Origin of the sequence: Pseudoalteromonas sp. MMG007, assembly GCF_018100985.1 — a bacterium.
Taxonomy (GTDB): Bacteria; Pseudomonadota; Gammaproteobacteria; order Enterobacterales; family Alteromonadaceae; genus Pseudoalteromonas.
Window position 1 is genome coordinate 134,804 of sequence record NZ_JAGJEI010000004.1, and the last position, 23,735, is coordinate 158,538.

The window sequence follows — 23,735 nt, forward strand, 5'->3', positions numbered from 1 at the left end:
CGTTTGTCCGCTATATTAACAACATAAACCTATTTATTTCTTAAATAGTTCTTTCATGAGATTCAGGTAATTCTTTAAGCTGCATTTCGCTTTCCTGAAGCCATCATCTGTTGTTAACAAGTAAACGTTTAATTTCAGGAGCATCATTTGAATATCAGTCGCAATGATAACAGAGCATACCGCGCCATTACACTGGACAATGGTCTAAAAGTACTATTAGTGCAAGATAAAGATGCAACAAAAGCGGCTGCCTCTATGGCAGTAAATGCCGGACACTTTGACGATCCCCTTGATAGGCAAGGCTTAGCACACTTTTTAGAGCACATGCTTTTTTTAGGCACAGACCAATACCCTAATTCAGGTAGTTTTAATAATTTTGTCTCTCAAGCCGGCGGCAACACGAATGCATGGACTGGTACAGAGCACACTTGTTACTTTTTTGATATTAATAACCAGAAGCTTGAAGAAGCGCTTGAACAATTTAGCCGCTTTTTTATTGCACCTTTATTAAACCCCGCAGAAACAGAAAAAGAACGCAACGCGATTGAGGCCGAGTTTAAGCTAAAAATAAAAGATGATGGCCGCCGCATCTACCAAGCACATAAAGAAACAGTCAATCCTGCACATCCATTTGCTAAGTTTTCGGTCGGTAACCTGCAAACCTTAGCTGATAGAGAGCGTTGTATTAGCGATGAGCTGCGTGACTTTTTTAATAATCATTACCAAGCCCAGTGGATGACACTAGTCATATGTGCAAATGAAGCACTAGACACACTACAAAGTTGGACGCAAACCTATTTTGCCGCAATCAGCGGTAATAAAAAGCTCGAAAAGCCAGAAATAAACGAGCCACTTTATCGTAAACAAGATTTAGGCAAGGTATTACACATTGAACCTCACAAACATATGCAAAAGCTTATTGTTAGTTTTGCTATGCCAAATATTGACGACTTTTATCGCCATAAAACAGTAAGCTTTATTGCTCACCTACTTGGCTATGAAGGCGCGGGTTCCCTTTATTCAATTTTAAAAGAGCAAGGCTGGATCAATGCACTTTCAGCTGGTGGTGGTATTAATGGTAGTAACTTTAAAGATTTTAATATTAGTTTAGCCCTTACTGATGAGGGAATTGAGTACTTTGAAGATATTATTGAAATGGTATTTGAATACATTTGCCTAATTAATAACAACACTGAAAAGCTACCGCGCTTATACCAAGACAAAAAAAATCTTTTACAAATCGCATTCGATAACCAAGAAAAATCGCGTTTAATTGACTGGGTAAGTAATTTAAGCATTAACATGCAGCATTACGACGAAGCTAATTACGTGCAAGGCGATTACCTAATGGAAGGCTTTAATAAGCGCACCCATGAAATGGCCATGCAATGGTTAACACCATACAACATGCGTATTGTGCTGATTCATCCAGATGTAGAGCCGGAACACAAAACGGCTTGGTACAATACCCCATACAAAGTTGAGCAAGTATCGCAAAGTTGGCTTGATGCATTAAGCGATATTAATACGCCCCTGAGTGAAATGCTGTTACCTACAGCCAACCCTTATTTAACCAAAGAAGTGGTGCTTTACGATGTCGATAAGCCACAAGAAAAACCTGAATTACTTGTTAAAGAGCCCGGCTTTGAGTTTTGGTTCAAACAAGACAACACCTTTCGTGTAGCTAAGGGGCACTTTTATTTAGCTATGGATTCAGATTTCGCGGTGAAAGACGTAAAACACATGGCGCTTACTCGGCTATTCACGGATTTATTTATGGATAGTGTTGGCGAGCAATTTTATCCGGCAGAATTAGCTGGACTTAGTTACCATTTAACATCCCATCAAGGCGGTTTGACGCTACATACAGCAGGACTTTCATCAAGCCAACTAGAGCTTGCTGATCAATTAATAGACGCTCTATTTAATGTAGAGATTTGTGCTAAACGATTTGCTGAATATAAAAAGCAGCTAGTAAGGCATTGGCGCAATAGCAATCAAAATAAACCAGTGAGTGAACTATTTAGTATCATAGGCGCTAAAATCATGCCTTGGAACCCAAGGCCAAGCGAACTCGCATCGGCTTTAAAAAACACATGTTTTCAGCAGTTTAATGAATTTAGAAGAGGTTTTTTTAAAGCGCTGCATGTTGAGTCTTTTTTGCACGGTAACTGGCAGCAAAGCGATGCTATTGAATTTCAAAAAAAGGTCGCTGATCACTTAAAACATGCCACTATTATAGAAGATTTGCGCCGCCCACTATTTGAAATAAAAAAAGTGACACGGTACGAATTAGAACTCCCATGTAGCGACCACGCAATGGTTATTTACTACCAAGCGCAAACAGACAGCGTAGCCGAAAAAGTAAAGATGATGGCACTCAATCACTTAATTAATCAAGATTACTTTAATGAACTACGAACAACACAACAGCTTGGCTATTTAGTGGGGGCAGGCTACGCCCCTTTTAACACTCGAGCTGGTATAGCGTTTTACGTACAGTCGCCTAAATTTGATGCTAAAACATTATTACATCGACATAATAATTTCATTAACAATTACCTTGAAAATATTGATGCGCTCGATGAGCAAGACTGGCAACAACAAAAGCACGGATTAAGTACGCATATTGCCGAAAAAGATAAAAACCTGCGCTTGAGATCGCAGCGTCTATGGCTAGCTATTTGTAACCGAGATCATGAGTTTCATATGCAGCAACGTCTATTAGAGGCACTAAACGCATTAACTCTAAAAGATTTAAAATCATATGCGCTTACATTATTTAATGAAGATAGGCCAAGGTATGAGCTATTAAGCTCAGCAAAAGTGAATAAATCTCAAAATATGCCCCTTTACTCGCAATCTCTTTGACTCTCGGTCGAGCTTGTTTTAAATTATCATTTGTAAATTAGAAGTAATTAATAAATGATAAAAACAACAATAATAAAATTAAGCATGCTTGTAGTACTTGCTAGCTCATTTAAGCTTTTTGCCTTTGAGTCTTCACTTCATTACAACCCAAACGATACTCTTGTATTAGCAAGCGCCATTATTGCGCTTGCTTTGCCGTACCTGTTATTTATTATTTATAAGCTTAGACGTTCACGCCGCCAACTTCGACTGTCTGAAAAGCGCCTTAAAAGCACCGTAGAAGGCAGCGGTGACACGCTGTGGGACTGGAACATTAAAACAGGCGAAGTGATACGTATAAACGATAAATACTTAATGGACTCAACAACGTTAATGGGCTTTCCACCAAATAAAGGCCTTATACACCCCCATGACATTAATCAGGTTGAACATTTATTAAAAGTGCACTTTGCTGAACAATCAGCTTTTTTTGAAGCCACTTATCGTATCAAAGATACATTTGGTCGCTGGCATTGGGTTCTTGATCGCGGGAAAATAATTGAAAAAGATGCCAATTTGTCCCCTTTAAGGATGACTGGCACGGTACGCGATATTTCTCAGTTAAAATCCACAGAGGAACGTCTCAACCTCTTTGCTAAATGTGTAGAGTCATTGACGGATGCGCTTGCCATTTATGACAAAAACTTTAAATTAGTCGATATAAATCCCAGCTTTTTGACTTTATTTGGTGGCGTGCGCGAACAGTATTTAGGCAAAGATTTTAACCTATCTGGATATGAGCAAAGCTATACAGATAAAGTGATTGAAATTGTTAAAGAGCATGAGCATATTCAACAAGAAGTAAAACTACGTAACAGCGAGCGAATTTTATTGCCTGTTGAAATTTCTATAGATGAAATTAAAAATAATCAAAACCAAATAACTAACTATGTTGTTGTTTATTCAGATTTAACTGAACGAAAAAAAGCAGAGTCACAGCTACATAACTTATCTAACCGAGATCGTACTACAAGCCTTCCAAACCGAAATTTATTTTTTACTGACTTGCAAAAGCTTGTAAAACTGAATTCTCATCATGCCCTTTTAGTGTTTGATTTAGATAACTTTAAAAAAATAAACGACTCGTTAGGCCACCAACTTGGTGACAGTTTGTTAGCTAAATTAGCAATGCGATTAAACAAGCTCACACGTGAAAACGATGTGTTTTATCGCTTAGGGGGAGATGAGTTTGCACTCGTTATGTCAGATACAAACGACATACATGTAATCACGCGTATGGCAAAACAGTTTTTAGCTGCCATTGCTACCCCATTTAAAATGGCTGGTCACGAACTAGCAATTACCTCAAGCGTAGGCATCGTTTTGTTTCCCGAGGATGGCAATACACCAGAGCTTTTATTAAAAAATGCCGATACTGCGATGTATCACGCGAAAAAGAAGGGCAATAGCTACTTATTTTTCAACGACACCATGAACCGCCAAGCAGTTAAGCGCCTACAAATAGAAAACTTAATGCGCTTTGGTTTGAAAGAAGACCATTTTGAAGTGTATTACCAACCAAAAATGAATATCCGTACCGGAAAACTAACTGGCATGGAAGCGTTGGTGCGCTTTATCACGCCTAAAAAAGGTATTATCAGCCCAGGTGTATTTATACCTATAGCCGAAGAAACCGGACAAATAATTGAAATTGGTGAAGTTGTTTTAAATAAAGCATGTAGAGATGTAAAAAAGTGGCTAGATGATGGCTTATTTAGCGGCCGAGTCGCTGTTAACTTATCCGCAAAGCAATTTAGCTTACCTGATTTAACCTCACGTATTGATGTCATTTTACAAAAAAATGAATTGCCTTCATATTTTTTAGAGCTTGAAATAACCGAAGGTACAGTAATGGATGATCCTAAAGATGCTATTGCTATTATGCGCTCATTAAGCGCTCGTGGTATTCACTTAGCGATGGATGACTTTGGTACAGGATACTCATCTTTAGCATATTTAAAGCAGTTTCCTCTTAATACCTTAAAAGTAGACAAAGCATTTATTGATGATATGAAAACCGAGCGTGGCCGCAATATGGTTGACTCAATCGTCACCATTGCGCATAACTTAGATTTACATGTTGTTGCCGAGGGTGTTGAGCAAGCAGCTCAAATAGAAGTACTTAAAAAACTACATTGTGAAACAGTTCAAGGTTATTACTACTCTAAACCATTATCAAAAGACGAATTTACTGAGTTTTTAAAACAACAACAAACCAAAGCAGCGCCTAGTTTAATTTCAAAGCCCAAACAAAAAGCAATTTCAATTGTTAATTAAGGGCGCCAAACACACGCACTAAAACCAACAATACGCATCAGAACTCTTCTTTAGTGTAGGTCAAACAAACACCATATTACTGGGTTTATAGCACTTGCTAAAAAGAACTAACGCTTTACAGACATACCTTTTCTAATGACTTCAAAATACATTACTGCAATAAATAAACAGCTTATTAAAGCGAATAGTAAAGCTAAACCTCTTGTTTAATAGCTCAAAATAGGTGTTATTTAGTCGTTATAGACAATTGCTTCTGAATTGTTCTACTTCCTATATCCATACAGTCGTATATCAAAGATGTTTAACGCAATTAGCGTCAGATTTAATCTCTCAGATTGACTAAATATTTATTGCGGATTGGAATTAATTGAGCAAGTAAGTATCAATATTTCGCAGATTGATATTAGCAAATATTGAGTATAAAAAAGGCCAGAAGTTTTCACTTCTGGCCTTTCGTTTGTTCTATAAAAAACTAGATAAATTAGCTAATTATTAAAGCTCTTTTTCAACTTCATCAAATAAAGCAGTGATATTTTGCTCAGGCTCTTTGGTCGCTAAGCTTACAACAACAATTGCAATACTTGCTAAAATAAAGCCAGGTACAATTTCGTACATGTAGCTACTTAAACTTTGACCATCAATAGTAAATGGCGAGTATATCCAAAATAGTACTGTACCAGCACCCACTAACATTCCTGCTAGTGCACCTTCAAAGTTCATACGCTTCCAGTAAAGGCTAAATAGTACAAGTGGACCAAACGCAGCACCAAAACCTGCCCATGCATTACTTACTAAACTTAAGATTGAGCTGTCTCTATCGTATGCAAGGTAAATTGCACACAAGGCAACTGCAGCAACACTAATACGCCCTACAGTTACAAGTTCTGTGTCACTTGCCTCTTTACGTAGGAATGTTTTATAAAAATCTTCTGTTAATGAACTTGAACTAACCAGTAACTGCGAAGAAATTGTACTCATGATTGCAGCTAAAATTGCGGCCAGTAAAAAGCCTGCAATTAATGGGTGGAATAAAAGCTCTGAAAGAATTAAGAAGATTGTCTCAGGATCGTCAACCACAATGTTATTTTCGTACGTGTAAGCTGCACCAAATAAACCAGTGCCTACAGCACCGATAGCGGCTACTATCATCCACGTCATACCTATACGACGTGCTGTTGGCATATCTTTAACACTACGCACAGACATGAAACGTACAATTATATGCGGCTGACCGAAATAACCTAAGCCCCAAGCCATTGCTGAAATAATACCTAGCGCAGAGCCTGCACCTATCCAATCAAGCATATCAGGATTTACACTATGTAAAGTAGATTCAAGAGGTTGATCAAGTAAAGAGTATGCAACGGTTGGCACTAAAATAAGTGCAACAAACATAATACAACCTTGCACAAAGTCAGTTAAGCTCACAGCTAAAAAGCCGCCAAATAAAGTGTATAAAACCACAACACCTGTTGTGATATAGAGGCCCATCTCGTAGCTCAAGCCAAATGAACTTTCGAACAGTTTACCACCGGCTACAACACCCGATGAAGTATAAAGAGTGAAGAAAACGATAATAACAACTGCAGATACAACACGTAATAAGTTAGATTTATCGTTAAAACGATTTGAGAAGTAATCTGGGATAGTGATAGAGTCGTTGGCTTTTTCTGTGTATACACGCAACCTAGGAGCAACCAGTAAATAGTTGAGCCAAGCACCAATTACCAAGCCTATAGCAATCCAAGTACTACTAAAGCCAGTAACAAACATCGCACCTGGTAGACCCATTAAAATCCAGCCACTCATATCTGAAGCACCAGCTGATAGCGCTGCAACACTCGGTGAAAGGCTTCGTCCACCTAACATATAACCAGAGACATCACTTGTTGATTGTTTATATGCATATAGTCCTATACCTAACATTACAATAAAGTATAACGCTAGTGAAATAATCATTCCTGTTTCCAAATTAGCCTCCGCACAATAATTAAATAATAGGCTTTTAATCCGAATAATGACTCTTAAAGTTTTATAGTTAAGACACTATTGGGGTAAAAACCATTCTCGATGACTATATCATGCCTTTTGAGCAGATCTCCAACTAGTTACATTTTCTTGATTTAAAAATATTCATATTGCATATTTTTACATCAAAATAACAAAAAAAAATGATAATACGCAAACAAAACGCCAAATTATTAATGATAACTTCTTAATCTTACTAATATTAGTAATGCTATTTTGAATCTTTTGCCATATATTATTACAATGCCCACTGACATTACTTCTAACGGAACTGTTTATGTATTTTTACGCTGCGCGCCAACCTATATTAAATCGAGAAAAAGAACTCATCGGTTATGAGCTTTTATTTCGTGATGGCGTTGATAACGTATTCCCTGACATAGACGGAGATCAAGCAACAACTCGATTAATTGAAGGTAGTCAATTTAATTTTGGCCTAGAAGATTTAACCGATAGCAAGCCTGCTTATATTAACTTTACCTTAGATACCTTACTTAAAGGTTACCCTAGCATGTTAAGTAAAGAGTCTGTTGTAGTAGAAATACTCGAGACTGTACAGCCAGGTAAACGCTTATTAGCAATAGTCAAAGACTTAAAAGACAAAGGCTATACGATTGCACTAGATGATTACATGCATCAACCTGTATGGCGTCATTTTTATCCATTTATAGATATTATTAAAATAGACTTTTTATCGTGCGATGTAGATGCAATAAAAACCATAATTAACGATTTAAAACCGCACCCACACATTAAGTTACTTGCAGAAAAAGTAGAAACCTACGATATTTATAAACAAGCATTAGATCTTGGGTTTGATTATTTTCAAGGGTTCTTTTTCTCAAAACCTGAAATGGTACAAAGTAAAACACTGCCGCCTTCTGAGATGGCCTTAGCCGAGCTTTTATACGAAACCTCCAACGTTGATATAGATCTGCAAAAAATTACAGATGTGTTTGAGCGAGACGTAAATCTATCGTACAAGTTACTTCGTTATTCTAATTCAGCGGCGTTTGTTCGACGTGCAGAAATAAGCACGATAAAACAAGCCCTTATTTTTTTAGGCGCGAACGAAATAAAAAAATTATTATCGCTACTATTTGCAGCACAAGTGTCTGCCAACAAACCTGTAGAGCTAATTAGGTTATCACTCACGCGCGCTCGTTTTGCAGAGCTACTTGCAATATCTCATGGTCAATTTAAAGATACAGGCATGGCGTTTTTAACCGGCATGATGTCGCTAATGGACGCTATTTTAGATGAAAGCATGCAAAGCGTTATGAAAAAACTTCCTTTGTCGAACGACATTAAAGCGGCTCTATTAGAAGACGAAGGCCTATTAGCTAAATATTTAAACTTAGTTAAATATTATGAACAAGCAGATTGGGATGCCGCTAATGCGCTTACTAAAGAACTTAACCTTGGAAATAAAGTACCCGATGCCTATCACGAAGCCTTAGGCTGGGTAAGTGAGCAAATGCAGTTAATGGTTAACGAATAATAACCTCTAATAAAAAACTAAAAATGCCAGCATATTTGCTGGCATTTTTTATGTTGGCTTAACGCTTATGTCACAATCACCTTTTATAGACTTTCTAAAAAATCTTCATCAAAGTCTTCAGGCTCTTCTTTAATCGGCGGGTTACCATCATACAGCTCATAAATTTGACGTTGAAAGTAAATATCTTTTACAAAAAGGTACGGATCAAGTGAATCATTTAATAAACCTTCTTGAGGGATTAGCGACGCTCTCGCTTCTACTGCTTTTAATACAAATACTAAAATAGTTTGCGGTGTAGTAAGCGCAATTTCCGGTAAAACAAAGTTATCGACAACATCACCTGTTAAATTACGTGCAGTCGTCGGGCCCATTGCTGGCAGCATTAAATAAGCGCCATCTCCTACGCCCCACACTCCTAACGTTTGTCCAAAGTCTTCATCTACATGATTCAAACCTAGTGAGCTGGCTACATCAAATATACCAAATATACCTACAGTTGAATTCACTAAAAAGCGGGCGAGGCTCACACTTGCATTGCCTGGTTTACCTTGAAGTCCAGCGTTAATCATGTCCACTGGTGCTGAAATATTATCAGTGAAGTTTACAATTGAATTTCTAACCGGGGCAGGCGTTACTTCAACGTACCCTACAGCGACAGGACGTAGAATATAGGCATCAAGTACATCCATATTAAAGTCGTACAACGGACGGTTAATATTTTGTAGTGGATCTCGTTCATCCACTTTATTTTCTGGTACTTGCGCACACCCTGCAAGTATCAGTAAACACAAAAAAGTAAAACTATGCTTTAACATCTAATGTCCTTAAGGTATTAATGTATCAATTGTAAGTGTGAAGTCACTCACATCTTCACGTACTAGTATATCTGAAAACCCTTCTAACTCACCTGAGCTTGGCATAACCGTTTCATCTTTAGATATTCGCGCAGATATAACGATATCTTGTGCACTTGATAAGTTTAGCCCAGCCACCATTGCATTGGCATCTGTTAATTTAACACTCACAGGAAAGCTATACTCTTCAAGCTTTAAAACAGCAAGCGGCATGGGCGAGCCCTGCGCAGCTTTTGCAAATACAAACAAAATACCATTTTGTGGTTGTTGCGCTTTAAGCTCATCTGCAAGCTTAACTGTTACATTAATAACGCTTTGTGTAGTAACGGGTAAAACAGAGCCCTCGGCTTGCATTTGCTGATTGATATCTGCAATGCGCTCTGAAATCATTTCATAACGCGTATCATTTTTCTGCATGCTAGCAAGAAGTACTTCAAATGCAGCTTTAGCTTGAGGCCAATCTTTTCGCTCATAGGCTATTAACGCTAATAACGATATTGCATCTAAATTAGTAGGCTCAACTTTTAATACTTTTGAAAGCATACCCGCTGCACGGCTCATATTAGCTTCACTGCCCTCTAATAATAAAACTTGGCTAAAGCTTATTAGCACTTGCATATTATCAGGGTTCATTTGCAGTGCTTTATCAAAGGACTGCTGCGCCATATCAAACTCATTAAGTGACATTGCAACGCGGCCTAATAACATCCAAGCAACTTCATCATCGCCTGTTTCGCTAAGCTTTGTTCTAAGTGCTAAAGCAAATGCTTGCAGCTCATTTTGGCTAAGAGGCTCGCCTTTTTGCATAACAGCACGCTCACCATAATCAGCAAGGTTGTCCATGGCATCATGCCATGCAGCAATTTGTTGCTCACTTCCGGTAAACGTATAAAACACACTAGTTAAAGCAATAACAAAAGCAGCGCCTGTTAATGCAAATATGCGGTTATTGCCTTTACTGTTTAGCGATTTTTCAGGTGATAACTCATTAAGCAAACGACGTTTTAACTCTATAACCGATTCATTATGATTTTTTAAATCTATACGTTGGTTATCTAGATCAGTTTGTAATTCAACTAAACGCTGCTCATATATGCTGATAAGCTCAGCATTAGCATTGTGCGTAATCGTTTGCACTCGCTCTTTTTGTAAAAAAGGTAACGCCACAAATGCGATAGCAATTAGTGTGAGTAAAGCAAAACACGCCCACATTAAAATCATTAACTTTGCTCCTGACGTTTATTATCAGCAATAAGCTTTGCAAGCAACGCTTCATCGTTACTGCTCCACGTTTGCTTTACAGACGCTTTACGCTGACGAATTACAATAAAGCCAAAACCAATAATCACTATGAGTACTGGTAACACCCAAAGCACCAGCGTAGCTGGCGTAACCGGAGGGTCGTAGTGAACAAAGTAGCCATATCTATCAATCATATAGTCAATTACTTCGTCTTTTGTTTTGCCCTCTTTTACAAGTACTAACACTTTGTCACGTAAATCTTTGGCAACAACAGCATCCGAATCAGCAATATTCTGATTTTGGCATTTAGGGCAGCGAAGCTCTTTTGTTAACTCTTCAAAACGCACGGCTTGATCATTATTATCAAACTGATAACGATCTTGCTCAGCGCTTACAGCCATGCTTATAAAAAAACTAAGGCTTAATAAAAAAATTCTCATTAATTTAGCTCCTGCATAACGGGTGCAAATTTAGCGCGCCATACTCGAGGATTTATATCACCCGTATGATGCAGTAAAATCTTGCCGTTTTTATCAACTAAAAATGTTTCTGGCGCGCCCGATACACCTAAATCAAGCGAAAGCGTACGGTGCAAGTCTAAAATATTAAATTGATACGGATCACCCGCGCGACCAAGCATATCTGTTACGTCTGTGCGCAGAGCCTGCATATCGAATGGCCCATCAAAATCAGCGTCGTAACCTTGCACATAGTAAAGACCAATAATTTTAACGCCTTGCTCACGTAACTTAGTTAAATAGCCAAGCTCTACTAAACATGTTGGGCACCATGTCCCCCAGACATTAAGTAAATACACCTCGCCTTTTAACGACTCGTTAGTCCAGCGTTTGCCGTCTTGCATTAAATCAGGCAAGTTAAAGGCTGGCATATCTTGGCCTAATCGCCCAGTTTGAATCTCTCTTGGGTTTGCAAATAGCCCTTGGTATAAAAACACACAGACAAAAGCGAACACTAAAAGCGGTGCAATAGCTAAAAGTTTACGGTTCATAAAGCACTCTCCGATGTAGCCTTACGCACTGTTTTAGCTGATGTACGATAGCGTTTATCAAACAGAATCATGAAGCCTGCAAATGACATAAGTACACCACCAATCCAAATCCAGCGAACATACGGCTTATGGTAAATTCGAAGCGACCATGCATCGCCACTAAGCTGCTCACCTAACGCTAAATATAAATCACGTTTAAAACCGGCATCTATTGCAGCCTCGGTCATAAATTGCATTCCGATATCATATTTACGTTTTTCGGCGTGTAAGCGTGTTACTAGCTCATTATTTTTAAGAACTGATACAACGCCTGCATGACCACTGTAGTTTGGCCCTCTAATAGTTTTAACACCATCAAAGCGATAGTCATATTCGTTAAGCTGGGCAATATCACCTGGTTTCATAGATACATCGCGTTCAACTGAATAAGCAGATGTAAGTGATACACCCGCAATAATAAATGCAATACCAATATGTCCAAGTACCATAGCCCAATAACTTACAGTAAAGCGTTTTAACCCTTCTGTTAAGGTGCCATGCACAGCTGCTTTGGTGTAAATATCAATCCCTGTTGATAAAGCAACCCAAACTGCAAGCGTTGTCGCTAGTAGCGTAAGCGGCTTTACGATCTCGTAACTTGAGAATAACCAAGTGCAGGTTATTACTACACTTGCTAATACACCCATTAAAATTTTGTTTTGCAAAAAAGCCCATTTATTTTGCTTCCAGCGTAAAAATGGCCCTATGCCCATTAAAATTGCAAAAGGCACTAATAAAATGGCAAACATTTTATTAAAAAACGGTTCGCCAATAGAAATGCTACCTAAGCCCATTTCTTTATGGACCATAGGTAATAGCGTACCTAACATAACAATTAATGTAGCAACCACTAAAAATATATTATTGAGCCACAACGCCACTTCGCGCGATACAAACTTGTATCGACCTTCGCTGTATACCTGCGATACACGCAGTGCATACAAAGCTAAGCCGCCACCGACAACCACACCTAAAAAGGCGAGTATAAATAAGCCCCTATCAGGATCGGTAGCAAACGCATGCACCGATACAATAATGCCCGAGCGCACAATAAAGGTGCCTAACAAGCTTAATGAAAAACCAGCTATTGCTAATAATACCGTCCACGATTTAAAAATACCGCGTTTTTCGGTTACGCTTAAGGAGTGCAGTAATGCAGTGGCTACAAGCCAAGGCATTAGCGCTGCATTTTCTACTGGATCCCAAAACCACCAGCCGCCCCAGCCAAGCTCTGAATAAGCCCACCAACTGCCAATAGTAAGACCTAGGCCTAAGAAACCCCAAGCGGTCATTGTCCATGGGCGTGACCATTTAGCCCATGTATTATCAAGCTTGCCTGTTAAAAGTGCGGCAATAGCAAAAGAAAAAGCAACCGATAGCCCAACATAACCCATGTACAGTAGTGGAGGATGAATAATCATTCCTGGGTCTTGAAGTAGCGGGTTTAAATCGCGCCCTTCAACCGGAAAATAAGGTAATAAACGCTCAAAAGGGCTTGAAAGTAATAAGGTGTACATCATAAAACCTACACCTAAAAACCCAAGCACACCCAATACACGCGCGCGTAGTACCCACGGCAGCGATTTAGAGCGTACAGCGACCGCTGCGGTCCACCCTGCTTGCATAACTAGCCACAATAAAATGGCGCCTTCATGGCCACCCCAGGTAGAAGTAACTTTATAATACCAAGGTAATGTACTACTAGAATGATACGCCACATACGATACGGTAAAATCATCCGTTAAACTGGCATAAATAAGCGCTGCAAACGAAAGCAGTACAAAAGCAAATTGCCCAATGGCTAATGAAGGGGCTGCACGCATTAAACGAAGATTACCGGTATGCGCGCCCCAAAGCGGAAAAATACACAGTAAAACACTAAGCACCATCGCAAGCGTTAAAGAAAAATAACCAAGTTCTGGGATCATATTAACTACCGCTATCTAGGTTGTATTTTGGTTTTTCGTGTTTGATGCCTTTTACTGCTTCAGCAACTTCTGCTGGCATGTATTCTTCATCATGCTTTGCAAGCACCTCAAAGGCCTCAATTACATTTGGTTCAACTAAAACACCTTGCGCTACAATCCCTTGTCCTTCGCGAAATAAGTCTGGCAAAATGCCCTGATAGCGAACCGTTACTAATGGGCCTGTATCAATGAGCTTAAAGCTTACTTGTAAACTTTGCTCGTTTCGCTCAACAGTGCCAGGCACGACCATACCACCAATTCTTAACTTTTGACCTATGTGTGGTTTTTCTTTATTTGGGCCTTTACCGTCAATTAGTTCGCTTGGTGTGTAAAACAAGTTTATGTTTTCTTGTAGTGCATACAACACAAGACCAATAGAAGTACCAATACCAAACAGTACTGCAATAATCACTAATAGGCGTTTTTTACGTCGTGGGTTCATGATGTTTGTTCCTGCTTAGCTTTTTTAATTCTTTCTTCACGTATTATTTGTTGCTCTACAGAGGCCATAATACGTTTGGTGTCTCTAAGTGAGCTTATTAAAATACCGAGTAAAATAAGTGCGCATGTACCAAAAGAAAGCCATACATAAAATCCATAGCCTCCCATAGCAATAAAATCTGAAAAAGAGTCAAACTGCATAACTACCCCTTATTTAACAACGCTCGCACCCAAGGGCGATGCTTTTCACGTTGTAAAATTTCATTTTTAAGACGAATTAAAGTCACAGTACCTACAAATGCTGCAAACGCTAAAATGTTCACCATGAGTGGCCAAAACATACTAGGGTCAATGGCTTTTGTGTCGAGTTTTGTAATAGTTGCACCTTGGTGTAGGGTGTTCCACCACTCTACTGAGTAATGAATAATAGGTAAGTTAATAACCCCTACAATTGCTAAAATTGAAGCCGCACGACCAGCTGATTTTTTATCTTCAAAAGCGTGGTAAAGCGAAAGCACTCCCAAGTATAAAAACAATAAAATAAGCTCTGAGGTTAAACGTGCATCCCATACCCACCATGCTCCCCACATAGGTTTACCCCATGCGGCACCGGTAATAAGTGCAATGGCAGTTATACACGCCCCTACTGGCGCAATAGCAATTACTGCAAGCTCTGCATTACGTAACTGCCAAACAAGTGCAACAATTGCGGCTATCGCCATTGAGGAATACGCGCCCATGGATAAAATAGCTGAAGGCACATGAATAAAAATAATACGGTAACTATCTTTTTGTTGGTAATCGGCAGGCGCAAAACCTAACCCCCAAACCCAACCAACAATCATAGTAATAACCGTAACGACGGCAAAATAAGGCAGTAACGTATTGCATAGCTGATATGCACGCTCCGCTTTAGCATAGGGATGTAACCACTTCCACATTAACTTACACTCACTTTTAAAGCTGACGATATGGCAATTGGCGCACTTATAATAGCAATAACTAACATGGCACCAAGGATGGCAAGCTGCCCACTATAATCCAGCGACATGGAGCTGGTATCGATAGCAGACGTTGCAAAAATCAAAACAGGAATATACAAAGGCAATACCAGTAAACTCATTAAAATGCCGCCTTTTTGTAGTCCTACAGTCAGGCCCGCACCTATTGCGCCTATAAAGCTTAATAATGGCGTACCTAATAATAAGGTTAATACGGTTGCGTGTAATGATTGGCTTTCTAAATTTAGTAATAAGGCAAAAAGCGGAGTCATTAATACCAGTGGTAGCCCTGTTACAACCCAATGCGCAGCCACTTTGCCTAAAACTGATAAAGATAACGGGTAAGAAGAGGCAATTAACTGCTCTAATGAGCCATCGTTATAGTCATCTCTAAATAATTTATCGAGTCCAAGCATAGTAGAAAGTAGCGCTGCAACCCAGATAATACCTGGCGCCATTCTCGCAAGTAGACCGGGCTCAGGTCCAATTGCTAACGGAAATAATGAAATAACGATCAAAAAGAATAAAATAGGATTAACTATTTCGGCACGCTGGCGAAATGCAAGCTTTACATCTTTACTAAATACCGCGCTAAATAGCTGCCAGTAAGAATGTTGACGAGTCATTAGTGACGATACTCCAACGTAACCGTTTGCAAGTTATCAAAGTGAGTGGTTAGGTCTTGATGGGTCGTTAATAAAATAGCGCCGCCGGTTTTTAAATGCTCACCAAAGCGTTGCTGCAAGTAAGCTACGCCGCTTTTATCAAGAGCAGTAAATGGCTCATCTAATACCCAAAGTTTGCAATCACTTAGCCATAACCTCACCAATGCCACGCGCCTTTGCTGCCCTGCAGAGAGCATTCTTACCGGCACGTCTTCAAGGCCAACCAAGCCAAGCTTAGCTAAAATAGGGTACAGATCGGGAGTGTCTTGATAGCCATTAATTTGCAACCAATATTGTACATTCTCGATTGCGGTGAGCTGCGTGTTAACCCCTGTTTTATGACCTATAAATAGCAGCTCTTGTGCATACTCTTCATAGTACTTATTAATAGGCTGCTGATTAAATAAAACAGCGCCTTCGTCAGGCACAGAAAAGCCCGCTACAATACGCAATAACGATGTCTTACCAGCCCCATTAGGACCCGCTAATTGCATGATTTGACCGCTATTAAGGCTAAAATTAAGATCCGCAAACAAACAACGGTCTTGCTTGATGCAGGTGACGGACTTAATGTGTAACAAGATGACGATTCTCTATGCCAAAAATTAGGCGTTAGTCTACCATAATGATAGGGTAATACGAATATTGCTTTATAATCGATTAACGAAAACTTGATTTAAAATAATGAATACACCAACGCAAATAACATTATCTAATTCATTGGTTAACAATCAAACGACCAACAAGCACACTAATGAATTAACACAATTGCCCGATGAGGTTATTGCGGCCAAAAACATTCAATTTAGTAAAAGCTCAATCACACTTGATGTTTTTGTAGATAAACATTGGCAAACAATAAGACTGAGCACCTCAAGTGAAACATCAAGTACGCAAAAAATAGTAAGTGCGAATATTCAATTAAGTCCCGATGGTAAACAACTCACTATAACGCCAAATAATACAACAGTGTCATTAAACCAGCCGGCGCAATTACAGCGTTTACTTAATTACATAAATACAGGCACTGAGGTAGAGAGCAAACCAATGCCAGTACAAATAGTGCTTTCGCCTTCACCTAAACTAGTTATTGAAAAACTCAATGCCAGTATTGCTATAAATAAAGATGTGGCGCAAATACTTTCATCGGAGCAACCTTTAAAAGTAATCGTGAGTACAAATAATAAAGGCGCTCAACTTGATGTTGTAAATCGATTTGCAGATACCGTGCATTCACAGCCCTTAGCGCAAACAAAATTAACTAAACTACTTACGGCTTTATTACCAAGTGCTGAGCTAAAAACAACACCCAAACTTGCTATTTTAACGCATCCACAAAAACAGGGCTCATTCACAATACCTTTAAACAACAAACAAGTGAGCGAACTGCCAAACACCGCTTTAAAAGTAGGCTTAACGAGTCAAGCCGACAAAGTTTTAATAAAAACACAAATAAACACAATGCAAGTAACCCTTAATAACTCATTTACTAAGGCGTTTAACAACATTGTGAGTGCTCAGCCAATCGCTTTACCTTCTGAAACTTTAAACAATACGCCAAGCCCTTTAATTAGTACTAACAGCCCTATAAAGTCGTGGTTACAAACAAGCTTTAGTGATTTTAAAACTCGCATTAACGACGCTGTTAAATATTTTGAAAGCAGACCTTTTACTCACAGTTCAAAACTCTCATTGAGTGCTAATACGACTGAGCAAAACCAAAGCACATTAACTCAAGCTTTAAAACAATTAGATAAGCCTTTAATAACGCAAACAAATATTACTCAACATGTAGATAACGCTTTAAATAAAATTAAAAACCCAGATACAGCATTACAAAAACACTTTAATCAACTGCCTGCTTTAATGCAGTTAACACAGTTAGTTAAAGCAAGTGTAAATGTTTGGCAATCCTCTACGCACAACGCTCAACAAATCCAGATATCTCTAATTCCAAAAGACTCTGAACTTCAGCTTAAAACAGTAAAAGGCGTGCAAAATCAGTTACCCAGTGAAATACCTTCACGAAGCCAAATGTTGCAGCCTATTGAAGCTAAGCTTTTCAGTAAATTATTAAGCTTACCAGTAACAGCACCAAACATAGTAACTGAGAAACCTTTGCTAAGTAGTCAAATTGCAGAAATAGCACATAAAGCCACACAAAACACTCCCGATTTAACTCGCCTAGTTAACCAGGCATTTAATAGAATGGTATCGAGTAGCAATATAAACCCTACTACAGTTCAACGTGAGATATTAGCAACGATACAGCCGACACTGCTTTCAAACGAATCATTACAAAGTAGCTTTAGTAAAGGGCTTGAGCAAGTAGCGGTTAGTATCTTAGCAGCCCCTATTATTAGCCAATCAGTCACGCCTTTGACCTTTAATAATCAAACTGGTTTAGATGCCCTACTTCAAGTACTTATTCCTACATTTAAAACAGGCAATTCAGGTCCCAAAATACTCGAGCAATTACAACAAGCTCAAGTACAAGCATTGGCAAGCGAAATAGTACAAGTAAAAAACACGCTTACTCAAGTAAGTGCGCTTACTCCTAATCAACAAATTGATACAAACCCGCTAGCGCAGTTTTTGTTTCCTATGAAACTGCCACCTGAAGCAGGGCAAACCGAAATAACTCTGGGGCAATATAAAAAACCAAGTGCAGATAAATTAGAAGATAAAAATGTATGGTTTGTAAGGCTAAATTTTGATTACGCTCAACTTGGCCAGCTACAAATTACGGCAGAGTTAATGGATAAAGCACTTGATTGCCAACTACTCGCCTCAAGCCAAGAAGTAACTGCTATTGCTCACCCGCATTTAGATAACCTTCGTTCAAAACTGGCTAAGCACGGCTTACAAGTTGGTGAGCTAAATTTAAAAAGAGGCGATGCTAAGCACAGCGATTTTTATAAATCTCACGCCATTATTAACATTAAGGTTTAATTATGAATAATGCACCTAATGATAAATCAGCCATCGGCCTTTTATACGAAGCAGGCAACTCGCCCACAGTCAGTGTAAAAGGTTTTGGTGAATTAGCAGATGAAATAATAGCAGCCGCTGAGCAAAAAGGGATTATGATCCACCAAGATGAGGCGCTCGCTAAAACACTGTCACACTTACAGCTTGGTGAAGAAATCCCCAAAGAGCTGTATTATGTGATTGCCGAGTTAATTGCTTTTTCGTATGTATTAAGAGGGCAATTTCCACCTGGGTGGCAAGACTTTCAAGGTAAGTTAAACATAAAAGCATAAATAGGCGCTAAGCGCCTATATGAGTTAGTGTTATTTAGGTAAGTTAGTTATCTTTTTCTGCTCTAGCATTTCTTTCCAGTGCATAACTTCGCTTGGTAAAATAGGTGTTTGACCTTCAAAGCCAGCTACTTCGAGCATTTCTTCAATACTCACAATCCCCTTTTTACTTTTAAACACACCACGTACGTATGCAACAGCATGTAGGCCTCGCTCTGAATGGAACTTTTGTTCTATATAAAAATATTTATGATCCCAACCCACTAATTTAGTACTTATTGTATAGCGCTGCATAGGCTTAATATCACGAATATAAGTAATAGCTGTAGCATTCACTATAGGAAACCAACGACGTTTCATTACTTGTTTTAATAAGCCAATTCTTTCGATCATCCACGTACGAGATAAATCCATCATCGCAAGATAGCGAGAATTTGTTAGATGCATATTAATATCGCAATCCGTAGGCAACGCTTTGTAATCAATATCTACTGTATCGAGTAAATCTTGATAATGCTGATTGCGTTTAATTTTAAAAAATAATAATAAAAGTCGAATATATAGGTTCACAACAAAGGTCTTACCAGCTAATTTTACACGAGTGTAGCACAGCCATTTACTAACACGAATTTTCTAATTTAATCTTAAATCATTATTATAATAAAAAGTAAAATCATGAAATTAAATATTAATGTTATTCCTGCCCTTATTTTGATAACACCTAGTTATAGTGCGTTTGCCGACTTTTCGTTGCCAAGCAAAGGGACGTTTACCTACCCAACAGGTGTAATTAAGGAGTTGGGTTTAAATGACAACAGGAAGCTGAAAAGTTCACTATAGCCTCAAATAGCTACAATATGGGCAAATACCTAGCGCTTACTTTGTTGCAATCACACTTGCTAAAGATAATAGTCAAGTGTGGTGGCTGGCGTTTAATAACGGCTTTATTAAAGAGTTTGAATGACACATTGACGATCATAACGTTGTAGTAAAAAGCAGCCGTTTATCGTTCCGATAAAAGGTGGCTATGTTATATGAACTCAATGGTCGTAGTTACTTTTTACTCATAACAAAGAAGTATAGTAATGAACTTTAATGAAGGCGGTATAGAAACAATAGCTATCGATGGGGTTACTAAAAAATATGGGCACTAAAAACGAGTGCCCTTAAAACTTATTATTACACCTTTACAGTTTTACGGTTAATACCGTAATCACGCAATTTATTTGCCACTGCGGTATGACTTAAGCCTAAACGCTTGGCCAACTGTCGTGAACTAGGATAAGCAGGATAAAGCTTACGAAGTAAAGTAGCTTCAAATCGTTTCACAGCTTGATCTAAGGAGCCTTCAAAGTCTGATTCTAAATACCCTAAGTCATGAGTAAAAGTAGGTAACTGCAAATGCTCTACACGTAGCTCACTGTCATCCAACAATGATACTGCACGGTATATTGCATTTTCGAGCTGGCGTACATTCCCAGGCCAAGGGTATTGCTGTAAAAAGCTTAAACACTCTTGTGAAAGCAATGGAATTGCATGACCATTTTGCTGTGCGTACTTTTGAATAAAGTGTTCAGCCAGCGGCCCAACATCAGCTTTTCGGTCTCTTAATGGCGCTATTTCAAGGGTTAACACATTGATGCGATAATATAAGTCTTCCCTAAAAACGCCCTCTTGTACCATTGCTGGTAAGTCTTTTTGAGTCGCTGCAATAATACGTACATTTACTTTAACTTCGTTTTCATCGCCCACTTTTCTAAACGTACCATCTTGTAAAAAGCGCAGTAACTTAGTTTGTAATTGAGTCGACATTTCGCCAACTTCATCTAAAAACACGGTACCACCATCAGCCTGCTCCAATACACCACGTTTAGGCGCTGTATTTTCTTCATATCCGGCGTAGCCAAATAATTCAGACTCAGCAACATCATCAGGAAGCGACGCACAAGAAAGCGCAATAAAAGGCTTAACAGAACGATTCGATGCATAGTGGCAAGCTCGAGCGAGTAACTCTTTACCCGTACCAGTCTCGCCAGTAATTAAAATAGGCGCTTCTAATTGCGCCATTTTACGTGCTTCGCGCACAATTCGGCGCATCGCGGTACTAAAACTGTGAATAGTTGCAAAGCTTTCTTGCCCGTAGCGCCTAAAGGCACTTACTTGCTGCCCTAGTCGGCTTTGCGATTTAATATTAATAACGGCACCTGCAAGTACATCACCTTCGCCACCTTGCGGCACTGCGATAGGTAAAATGTCGGCAATAAAGTCTTCACCAGCAACTTCAACACGTGTAGTTTGGCCAAGCACTTCTTTGCCTTCTAACCAGCGCGTAAAGTTAAACCCTTTGAGCAAGTTATTAATGTTTGCTCCAATAACGTCTTTTTCGATAAGTTGTAGGTCTTTACATGCAGCATCGTTACATAAACGTACCCAACCTTTAGCATCAATTGATATAACACCATCGGGTAATGCACGTAGTAATGTATTTAGTTCGTTATGTTCACGCTCTGAGGGCAAAAATGCGGTCGTACGCACATCATGAACGCCATCTATTAAACGTATCGAAGGCATGATTTTTTGAAATTGTTCAAATTCAATTTCAGGAAAGCTCACGTACATACGGCAATTAACAGAATCGACTTCAATCCCTTTTAAATCAACGCTGTAGTTAACTAATATATTAAGGATTTCTTGGGCAATACCCATTCGATCAGCACAGTGAATATCTAGACGCATACATCCTCAAAGAAGGAAAAACTATATTAGTGGAATAATACGCTAAGTCGCATTGAGAAGGTAGCTCAATGTAAACATTTTTGGACAAATGGCTTTTGTATAATAAATGTGACCTTGAGCAATGCTTGTCTACAGCAAGTATTGCTCAAGGTTTAGCGATTACTTAATTATCTTGAGGGTAGGCAGACCAGTCTCCACCATCTAATTGGATATAAGGCCGCTTATTAACATACATCATTATTGTGCCTTCGTTTTCAGCGACTTTAGGGGCTACGGGTAGGTTTTCTAATAGGTTCGCCACACTATTATTCCCACCGAATACATCGGTTTGTAATGCCTTACTAATTAGCTCAGAAAGAGCAAAGTAACTAGTAGAATCATCCACCACAATTTGCGAATAATTTTGTACATCAGGGCCTATAAATTTAATAGCAACGGGCACTGAAACAATTGCAGGACTAGGAATTTCACGTAAACCCGCAAATTGAACTTTATCACCTTTTAAATTAGCGCCGTGCTCAGGCACTACCATTAACATAACATTACGACCGCGCTTTTCTAATTTTTTAATAAAGCGATTGATATCGGCAAATAAGTTTTTATGCCTGATTGGATAGGTTTCTTTACTGTTTACCCTTGGTTGATTTTCAAGTTGATTACCATCATGCAAGCTTGTTGTATTGTAATACATAGCACAAGGCTTACAGTCCTTTGACTGCTCTAACCACCCATCTAGCACAGCCTCATCTGAGTATATTGGGCTGTCATCAAAACCTCTAAGTGCAACAGGCATTGAGTCTATATTTAATGGTGTGCCGTCTAAGCCACCATATCTATTTATCAACCCTTTGAACTCATCAAAATGACCGTCGTGATTCATTACTACATTATTTTCATAGCCTAACTTTTCTAGATTTTTAAATAGGTAGCATTGCTCAGGAGCATCTTCAAATAAGGCTGTTTGACTAGTTTGCCCACAACTTGCACGTAACAACCTAACAGCAGCAGGGCCACTGTAAGAAGTCGCTGAGTTAAAGTCAGAAAAAACTACGTCAAAATCTTTATACATATCTGTAATATCTACGCCAATCGCCTTTAAATCAGCAACAGCCATCGAGCACACATTTAATATAATTACATCAAACAACTCGCCATTCACTTGAGCAGGAAAGTTGCTCATTAATAAACTTTGTTGCTGGTAGAAGTCAGCTAACTTTTGATCCGGAGACTGTGTCGCTTCTGTAACGATAGGTGATGAAGTACTGCTCTGGCTTCTCGCTATTGCGGCAGTATTAGGGGCTGTGCTTACTACCTGAACCTGTGCATTGGTGCCTTGCCAACCTACAACTAATAGCCCTACCACTGTCATTGTTGTGAAGCGTATCCACTGCGATGTATACCAAAAGCACACACTCATCACGAACAAAGCCAACAACATATCAACATTCACAACACGAGTAAGCAACTCAATAAAATAACCAAAGCTAAAATCTTGAACATTTCCTGCTTGTTTAGTTAATCGGTTAATTGGTGGAAGCCAAGAGTCCTGATAAAGTAATACAACCGCGAGTACACTACCTAATGCATGTTTTGCTTTTTCTATTAATGGCTTTTTGAATTCAATAGCTAACATGGCTGCAAAAGCGGCATTAGTGAGCACGTTAAAATCAATGGCACCATAATAATAGAGCGCGAATTTAACTAAAAAATAAAGGTTCCACACCCCTAAGCCTGACAATTTCACTGCTTATCCCTTTTTGTTTTATTTGGTGTATAAGGCTCTAGTACTTCATGTTTAAAAGTAA

At 38.9% G+C, this 23,735-nt stretch carries 19 protein-coding genes; 5 read left to right on the forward strand and 14 right to left on the reverse strand.

The genetic code is table 11. The features are described 5' to 3' along the window. Positions 1-147 precede the first annotated feature (147 nt). Together J8L71_RS07620 and J8L71_RS07625 are read left to right on the forward strand one after the other, a co-directional pair. Entirely contained in the window at positions 148-2,871 is a 2,724-nt protein-coding gene (locus J8L71_RS07620; RefSeq protein ID WP_211000003.1) for an insulinase family protein, read from the forward strand. Between the two features lie 54 nt (positions 2,872-2,925). Beyond that, positions 2,926-5,187: a bifunctional diguanylate cyclase/phosphodiesterase gene (locus tag J8L71_RS07625; RefSeq protein ID WP_211000004.1), complete on the forward strand. Its 2,262-nt coding sequence runs from the start codon at positions 2,926-2,928 to the stop codon at positions 5,185-5,187. 492 nt (positions 5,188-5,679) lie between these two features. On the opposite strand, the gene putP is transcribed toward J8L71_RS07625, so the two are convergent. Further along, positions 5,680-7,158 carry a sodium/proline symporter PutP gene (gene putP, locus J8L71_RS07630; RefSeq protein ID WP_211000005.1) on the reverse strand — a complete coding sequence of 493 codons (1,479 nt, stop codon included), beginning with the start codon at positions 7,156-7,158 and terminating at the stop codon, positions 5,680-5,682. Between the two features lie 334 nt (positions 7,159-7,492). Between putP and J8L71_RS07635 the strand changes: the two genes are divergently transcribed. Further along, positions 7,493-8,716 carry an HDOD domain-containing protein gene (locus tag J8L71_RS07635; RefSeq protein WP_211000006.1) on the forward strand — a complete coding sequence of 408 codons (1,224 nt, stop codon included), beginning with the start codon at positions 7,493-7,495 and terminating at the stop codon, positions 8,714-8,716. An 83-nt stretch (positions 8,717-8,799) separates the two neighbouring features. Here J8L71_RS07635 and J8L71_RS07640 read toward each other — a convergent pair whose 3' ends face one another. The 10 genes from J8L71_RS07640 to ccmA are packed head-to-tail and all read right to left on the reverse strand — an operon-like array spanning position 8,800 to position 16,515. Next, on the reverse strand, positions 8,800-9,531 hold the full coding sequence (locus tag J8L71_RS07640) for a VacJ family lipoprotein (protein ID WP_211000007.1): 732 nt from the start codon (positions 9,529-9,531) through the stop codon (positions 8,800-8,802). A gap of 9 nt (positions 9,532-9,540) precedes the next feature. Further along, on the reverse strand, positions 9,541-10,791 hold the full coding sequence (ccmI, locus tag J8L71_RS07645; RefSeq protein ID WP_211000008.1) for a c-type cytochrome biogenesis protein CcmI: 1,251 nt from the start codon (positions 10,789-10,791) through the stop codon (positions 9,541-9,543). Continuing rightward, a complete protein-coding gene (locus J8L71_RS07650; protein ID WP_211000009.1) occupies positions 10,791-11,252 on the reverse strand; it encodes a cytochrome c-type biogenesis protein in 462 nt (153 codons plus the stop codon). Before J8L71_RS07650 ends, ccmI begins: the two co-directional genes overlap by 1 nt. Continuing rightward, entirely contained in the window at positions 11,252-11,821 is a 570-nt protein-coding gene (locus J8L71_RS07655; protein WP_211000010.1) for a redoxin family protein, read from the reverse strand. Before J8L71_RS07655 ends, J8L71_RS07650 begins: the two co-directional genes overlap by 1 nt. Then, positions 11,818-13,788, reverse strand: a complete 1,971-nt coding sequence (locus J8L71_RS07660) for a heme lyase CcmF/NrfE family subunit (RefSeq protein WP_211000011.1) — start codon at positions 13,786-13,788, stop codon at positions 11,818-11,820. The genes J8L71_RS07655 and J8L71_RS07660 overlap by 4 nt, the downstream gene beginning before the upstream one ends. A 1-nt stretch (position 13,789) precedes the next feature. Then, entirely contained in the window at positions 13,790-14,269 is a 480-nt protein-coding gene (gene ccmE / locus J8L71_RS07665; protein WP_058547368.1) for a cytochrome c maturation protein CcmE, read from the reverse strand. Further along, positions 14,266-14,469, reverse strand: a complete 204-nt coding sequence (gene ccmD, locus J8L71_RS07670; protein ID WP_211000012.1) for a heme exporter protein CcmD — start codon at positions 14,467-14,469, stop codon at positions 14,266-14,268. The genes ccmE and ccmD overlap by 4 nt, the downstream gene beginning before the upstream one ends. Before the next feature lie 2 nt (positions 14,470-14,471). Further along, entirely contained in the window at positions 14,472-15,209 is a 738-nt protein-coding gene (locus tag J8L71_RS07675) for a heme ABC transporter permease (protein ID WP_058547366.1), read from the reverse strand. After that, complete coding sequence (gene ccmB, locus J8L71_RS07680) at positions 15,209-15,895, reverse strand: heme exporter protein CcmB (RefSeq protein ID WP_211000013.1); 687 nt, start codon at positions 15,893-15,895, stop codon at positions 15,209-15,211. Before ccmB ends, J8L71_RS07675 begins: the two co-directional genes overlap by 1 nt. Further along, entirely contained in the window at positions 15,895-16,515 is a 621-nt protein-coding gene (gene ccmA / locus J8L71_RS07685) for a cytochrome c biogenesis heme-transporting ATPase CcmA (RefSeq protein ID WP_104642251.1), read from the reverse strand. Before ccmA ends, ccmB begins: the two co-directional genes overlap by 1 nt. Positions 16,516-16,618: 103 nt before the next feature. Between ccmA and J8L71_RS07690 the strand changes: the two genes are divergently transcribed. Continuing rightward, positions 16,619-18,886 carry a flagellar hook-length control protein FliK gene (locus J8L71_RS07690; protein WP_211000014.1) on the forward strand — a complete coding sequence of 756 codons (2,268 nt, stop codon included), beginning with the start codon at positions 16,619-16,621 and terminating at the stop codon, positions 18,884-18,886. A gap of 2 nt (positions 18,887-18,888) precedes the next feature. Beyond that, the gene (locus J8L71_RS07695) at positions 18,889-19,197 is read left to right on the forward strand and encodes an EscU/YscU/HrcU family type III secretion system export apparatus switch protein (RefSeq protein ID WP_211000015.1); all 309 of its coding nucleotides are present in this window, start codon (positions 18,889-18,891) and stop codon (positions 19,195-19,197) included. 30 nt (positions 19,198-19,227) lie between these two features. On the opposite strand, the gene J8L71_RS07700 is transcribed toward J8L71_RS07695, so the two are convergent. The 3 genes from J8L71_RS07700 to bcsG form a co-directional block, all read right to left on the reverse strand. Continuing rightward, entirely contained in the window at positions 19,228-19,764 is a 537-nt protein-coding gene (locus J8L71_RS07700) for an acyl-CoA thioesterase (protein WP_211000016.1), read from the reverse strand. A 609-nt stretch (positions 19,765-20,373) separates the two neighbouring features. Continuing rightward, complete coding sequence (gene tyrR, locus J8L71_RS07705) at positions 20,374-21,930, reverse strand: transcriptional regulator TyrR (protein WP_211000017.1); 1,557 nt, start codon at positions 21,928-21,930, stop codon at positions 20,374-20,376. A 163-nt stretch (positions 21,931-22,093) separates the two neighbouring features. After that, positions 22,094-23,674: a cellulose biosynthesis protein BcsG gene (gene bcsG, locus J8L71_RS07710; protein WP_211000018.1), complete on the reverse strand. Its 1,581-nt coding sequence runs from the start codon at positions 23,672-23,674 to the stop codon at positions 22,094-22,096. Positions 23,675-23,735: the final 61 nt, after the last annotated feature.

Coding starts and splice junctions, on each gene's coding strand:
- J8L71_RS07625 (WP_211000004.1), top strand. CDS start 2,926: ATGATAAAAACAACAATAATAAAATTAAGCATGCTTGTAGTACTTGCT.
- J8L71_RS07635 (WP_211000006.1), top strand. CDS start 7,493: ATGTATTTTTACGCTGCGCGCCAACCTATATTAAATCGAGAAAAAGAA.
- J8L71_RS07640 (WP_211000007.1), bottom strand. CDS start 9,531: ATGTTAAAGCATAGTTTTACTTTTTTGTGTTTACTGATACTTGCAGGG.
- ccmI (WP_211000008.1), bottom strand. CDS start 10,791: ATGATTTTAATGTGGGCGTGTTTTGCTTTACTCACACTAATTGCTATC.
- J8L71_RS07650 (WP_211000009.1), bottom strand. CDS start 11,252: ATGAGAATTTTTTTATTAAGCCTTAGTTTTTTTATAAGCATGGCTGTA.
- J8L71_RS07655 (WP_211000010.1), bottom strand. CDS start 11,821: ATGAACCGTAAACTTTTAGCTATTGCACCGCTTTTAGTGTTCGCTTTT.
- J8L71_RS07660 (WP_211000011.1), bottom strand. CDS start 13,788: ATGATCCCAGAACTTGGTTATTTTTCTTTAACGCTTGCGATGGTGCTT.
- ccmE (WP_058547368.1), bottom strand. CDS start 14,269: ATGAACCCACGACGTAAAAAACGCCTATTAGTGATTATTGCAGTACTG.
- ccmD (WP_211000012.1), bottom strand. CDS start 14,469: ATGCAGTTTGACTCTTTTTCAGATTTTATTGCTATGGGAGGCTATGGA.
- J8L71_RS07675 (WP_058547366.1), bottom strand. CDS start 15,209: ATGTGGAAGTGGTTACATCCCTATGCTAAAGCGGAGCGTGCATATCAG.
- ccmB (WP_211000013.1), bottom strand. CDS start 15,895: ATGACTCGTCAACATTCTTACTGGCAGCTATTTAGCGCGGTATTTAGT.
- J8L71_RS07690 (WP_211000014.1), top strand. CDS start 16,619: ATGAATACACCAACGCAAATAACATTATCTAATTCATTGGTTAACAAT.
- J8L71_RS07695 (WP_211000015.1), top strand. CDS start 18,889: ATGAATAATGCACCTAATGATAAATCAGCCATCGGCCTTTTATACGAA.
- tyrR (WP_211000017.1), bottom strand. CDS start 21,930: ATGCGTCTAGATATTCACTGTGCTGATCGAATGGGTATTGCCCAAGAA.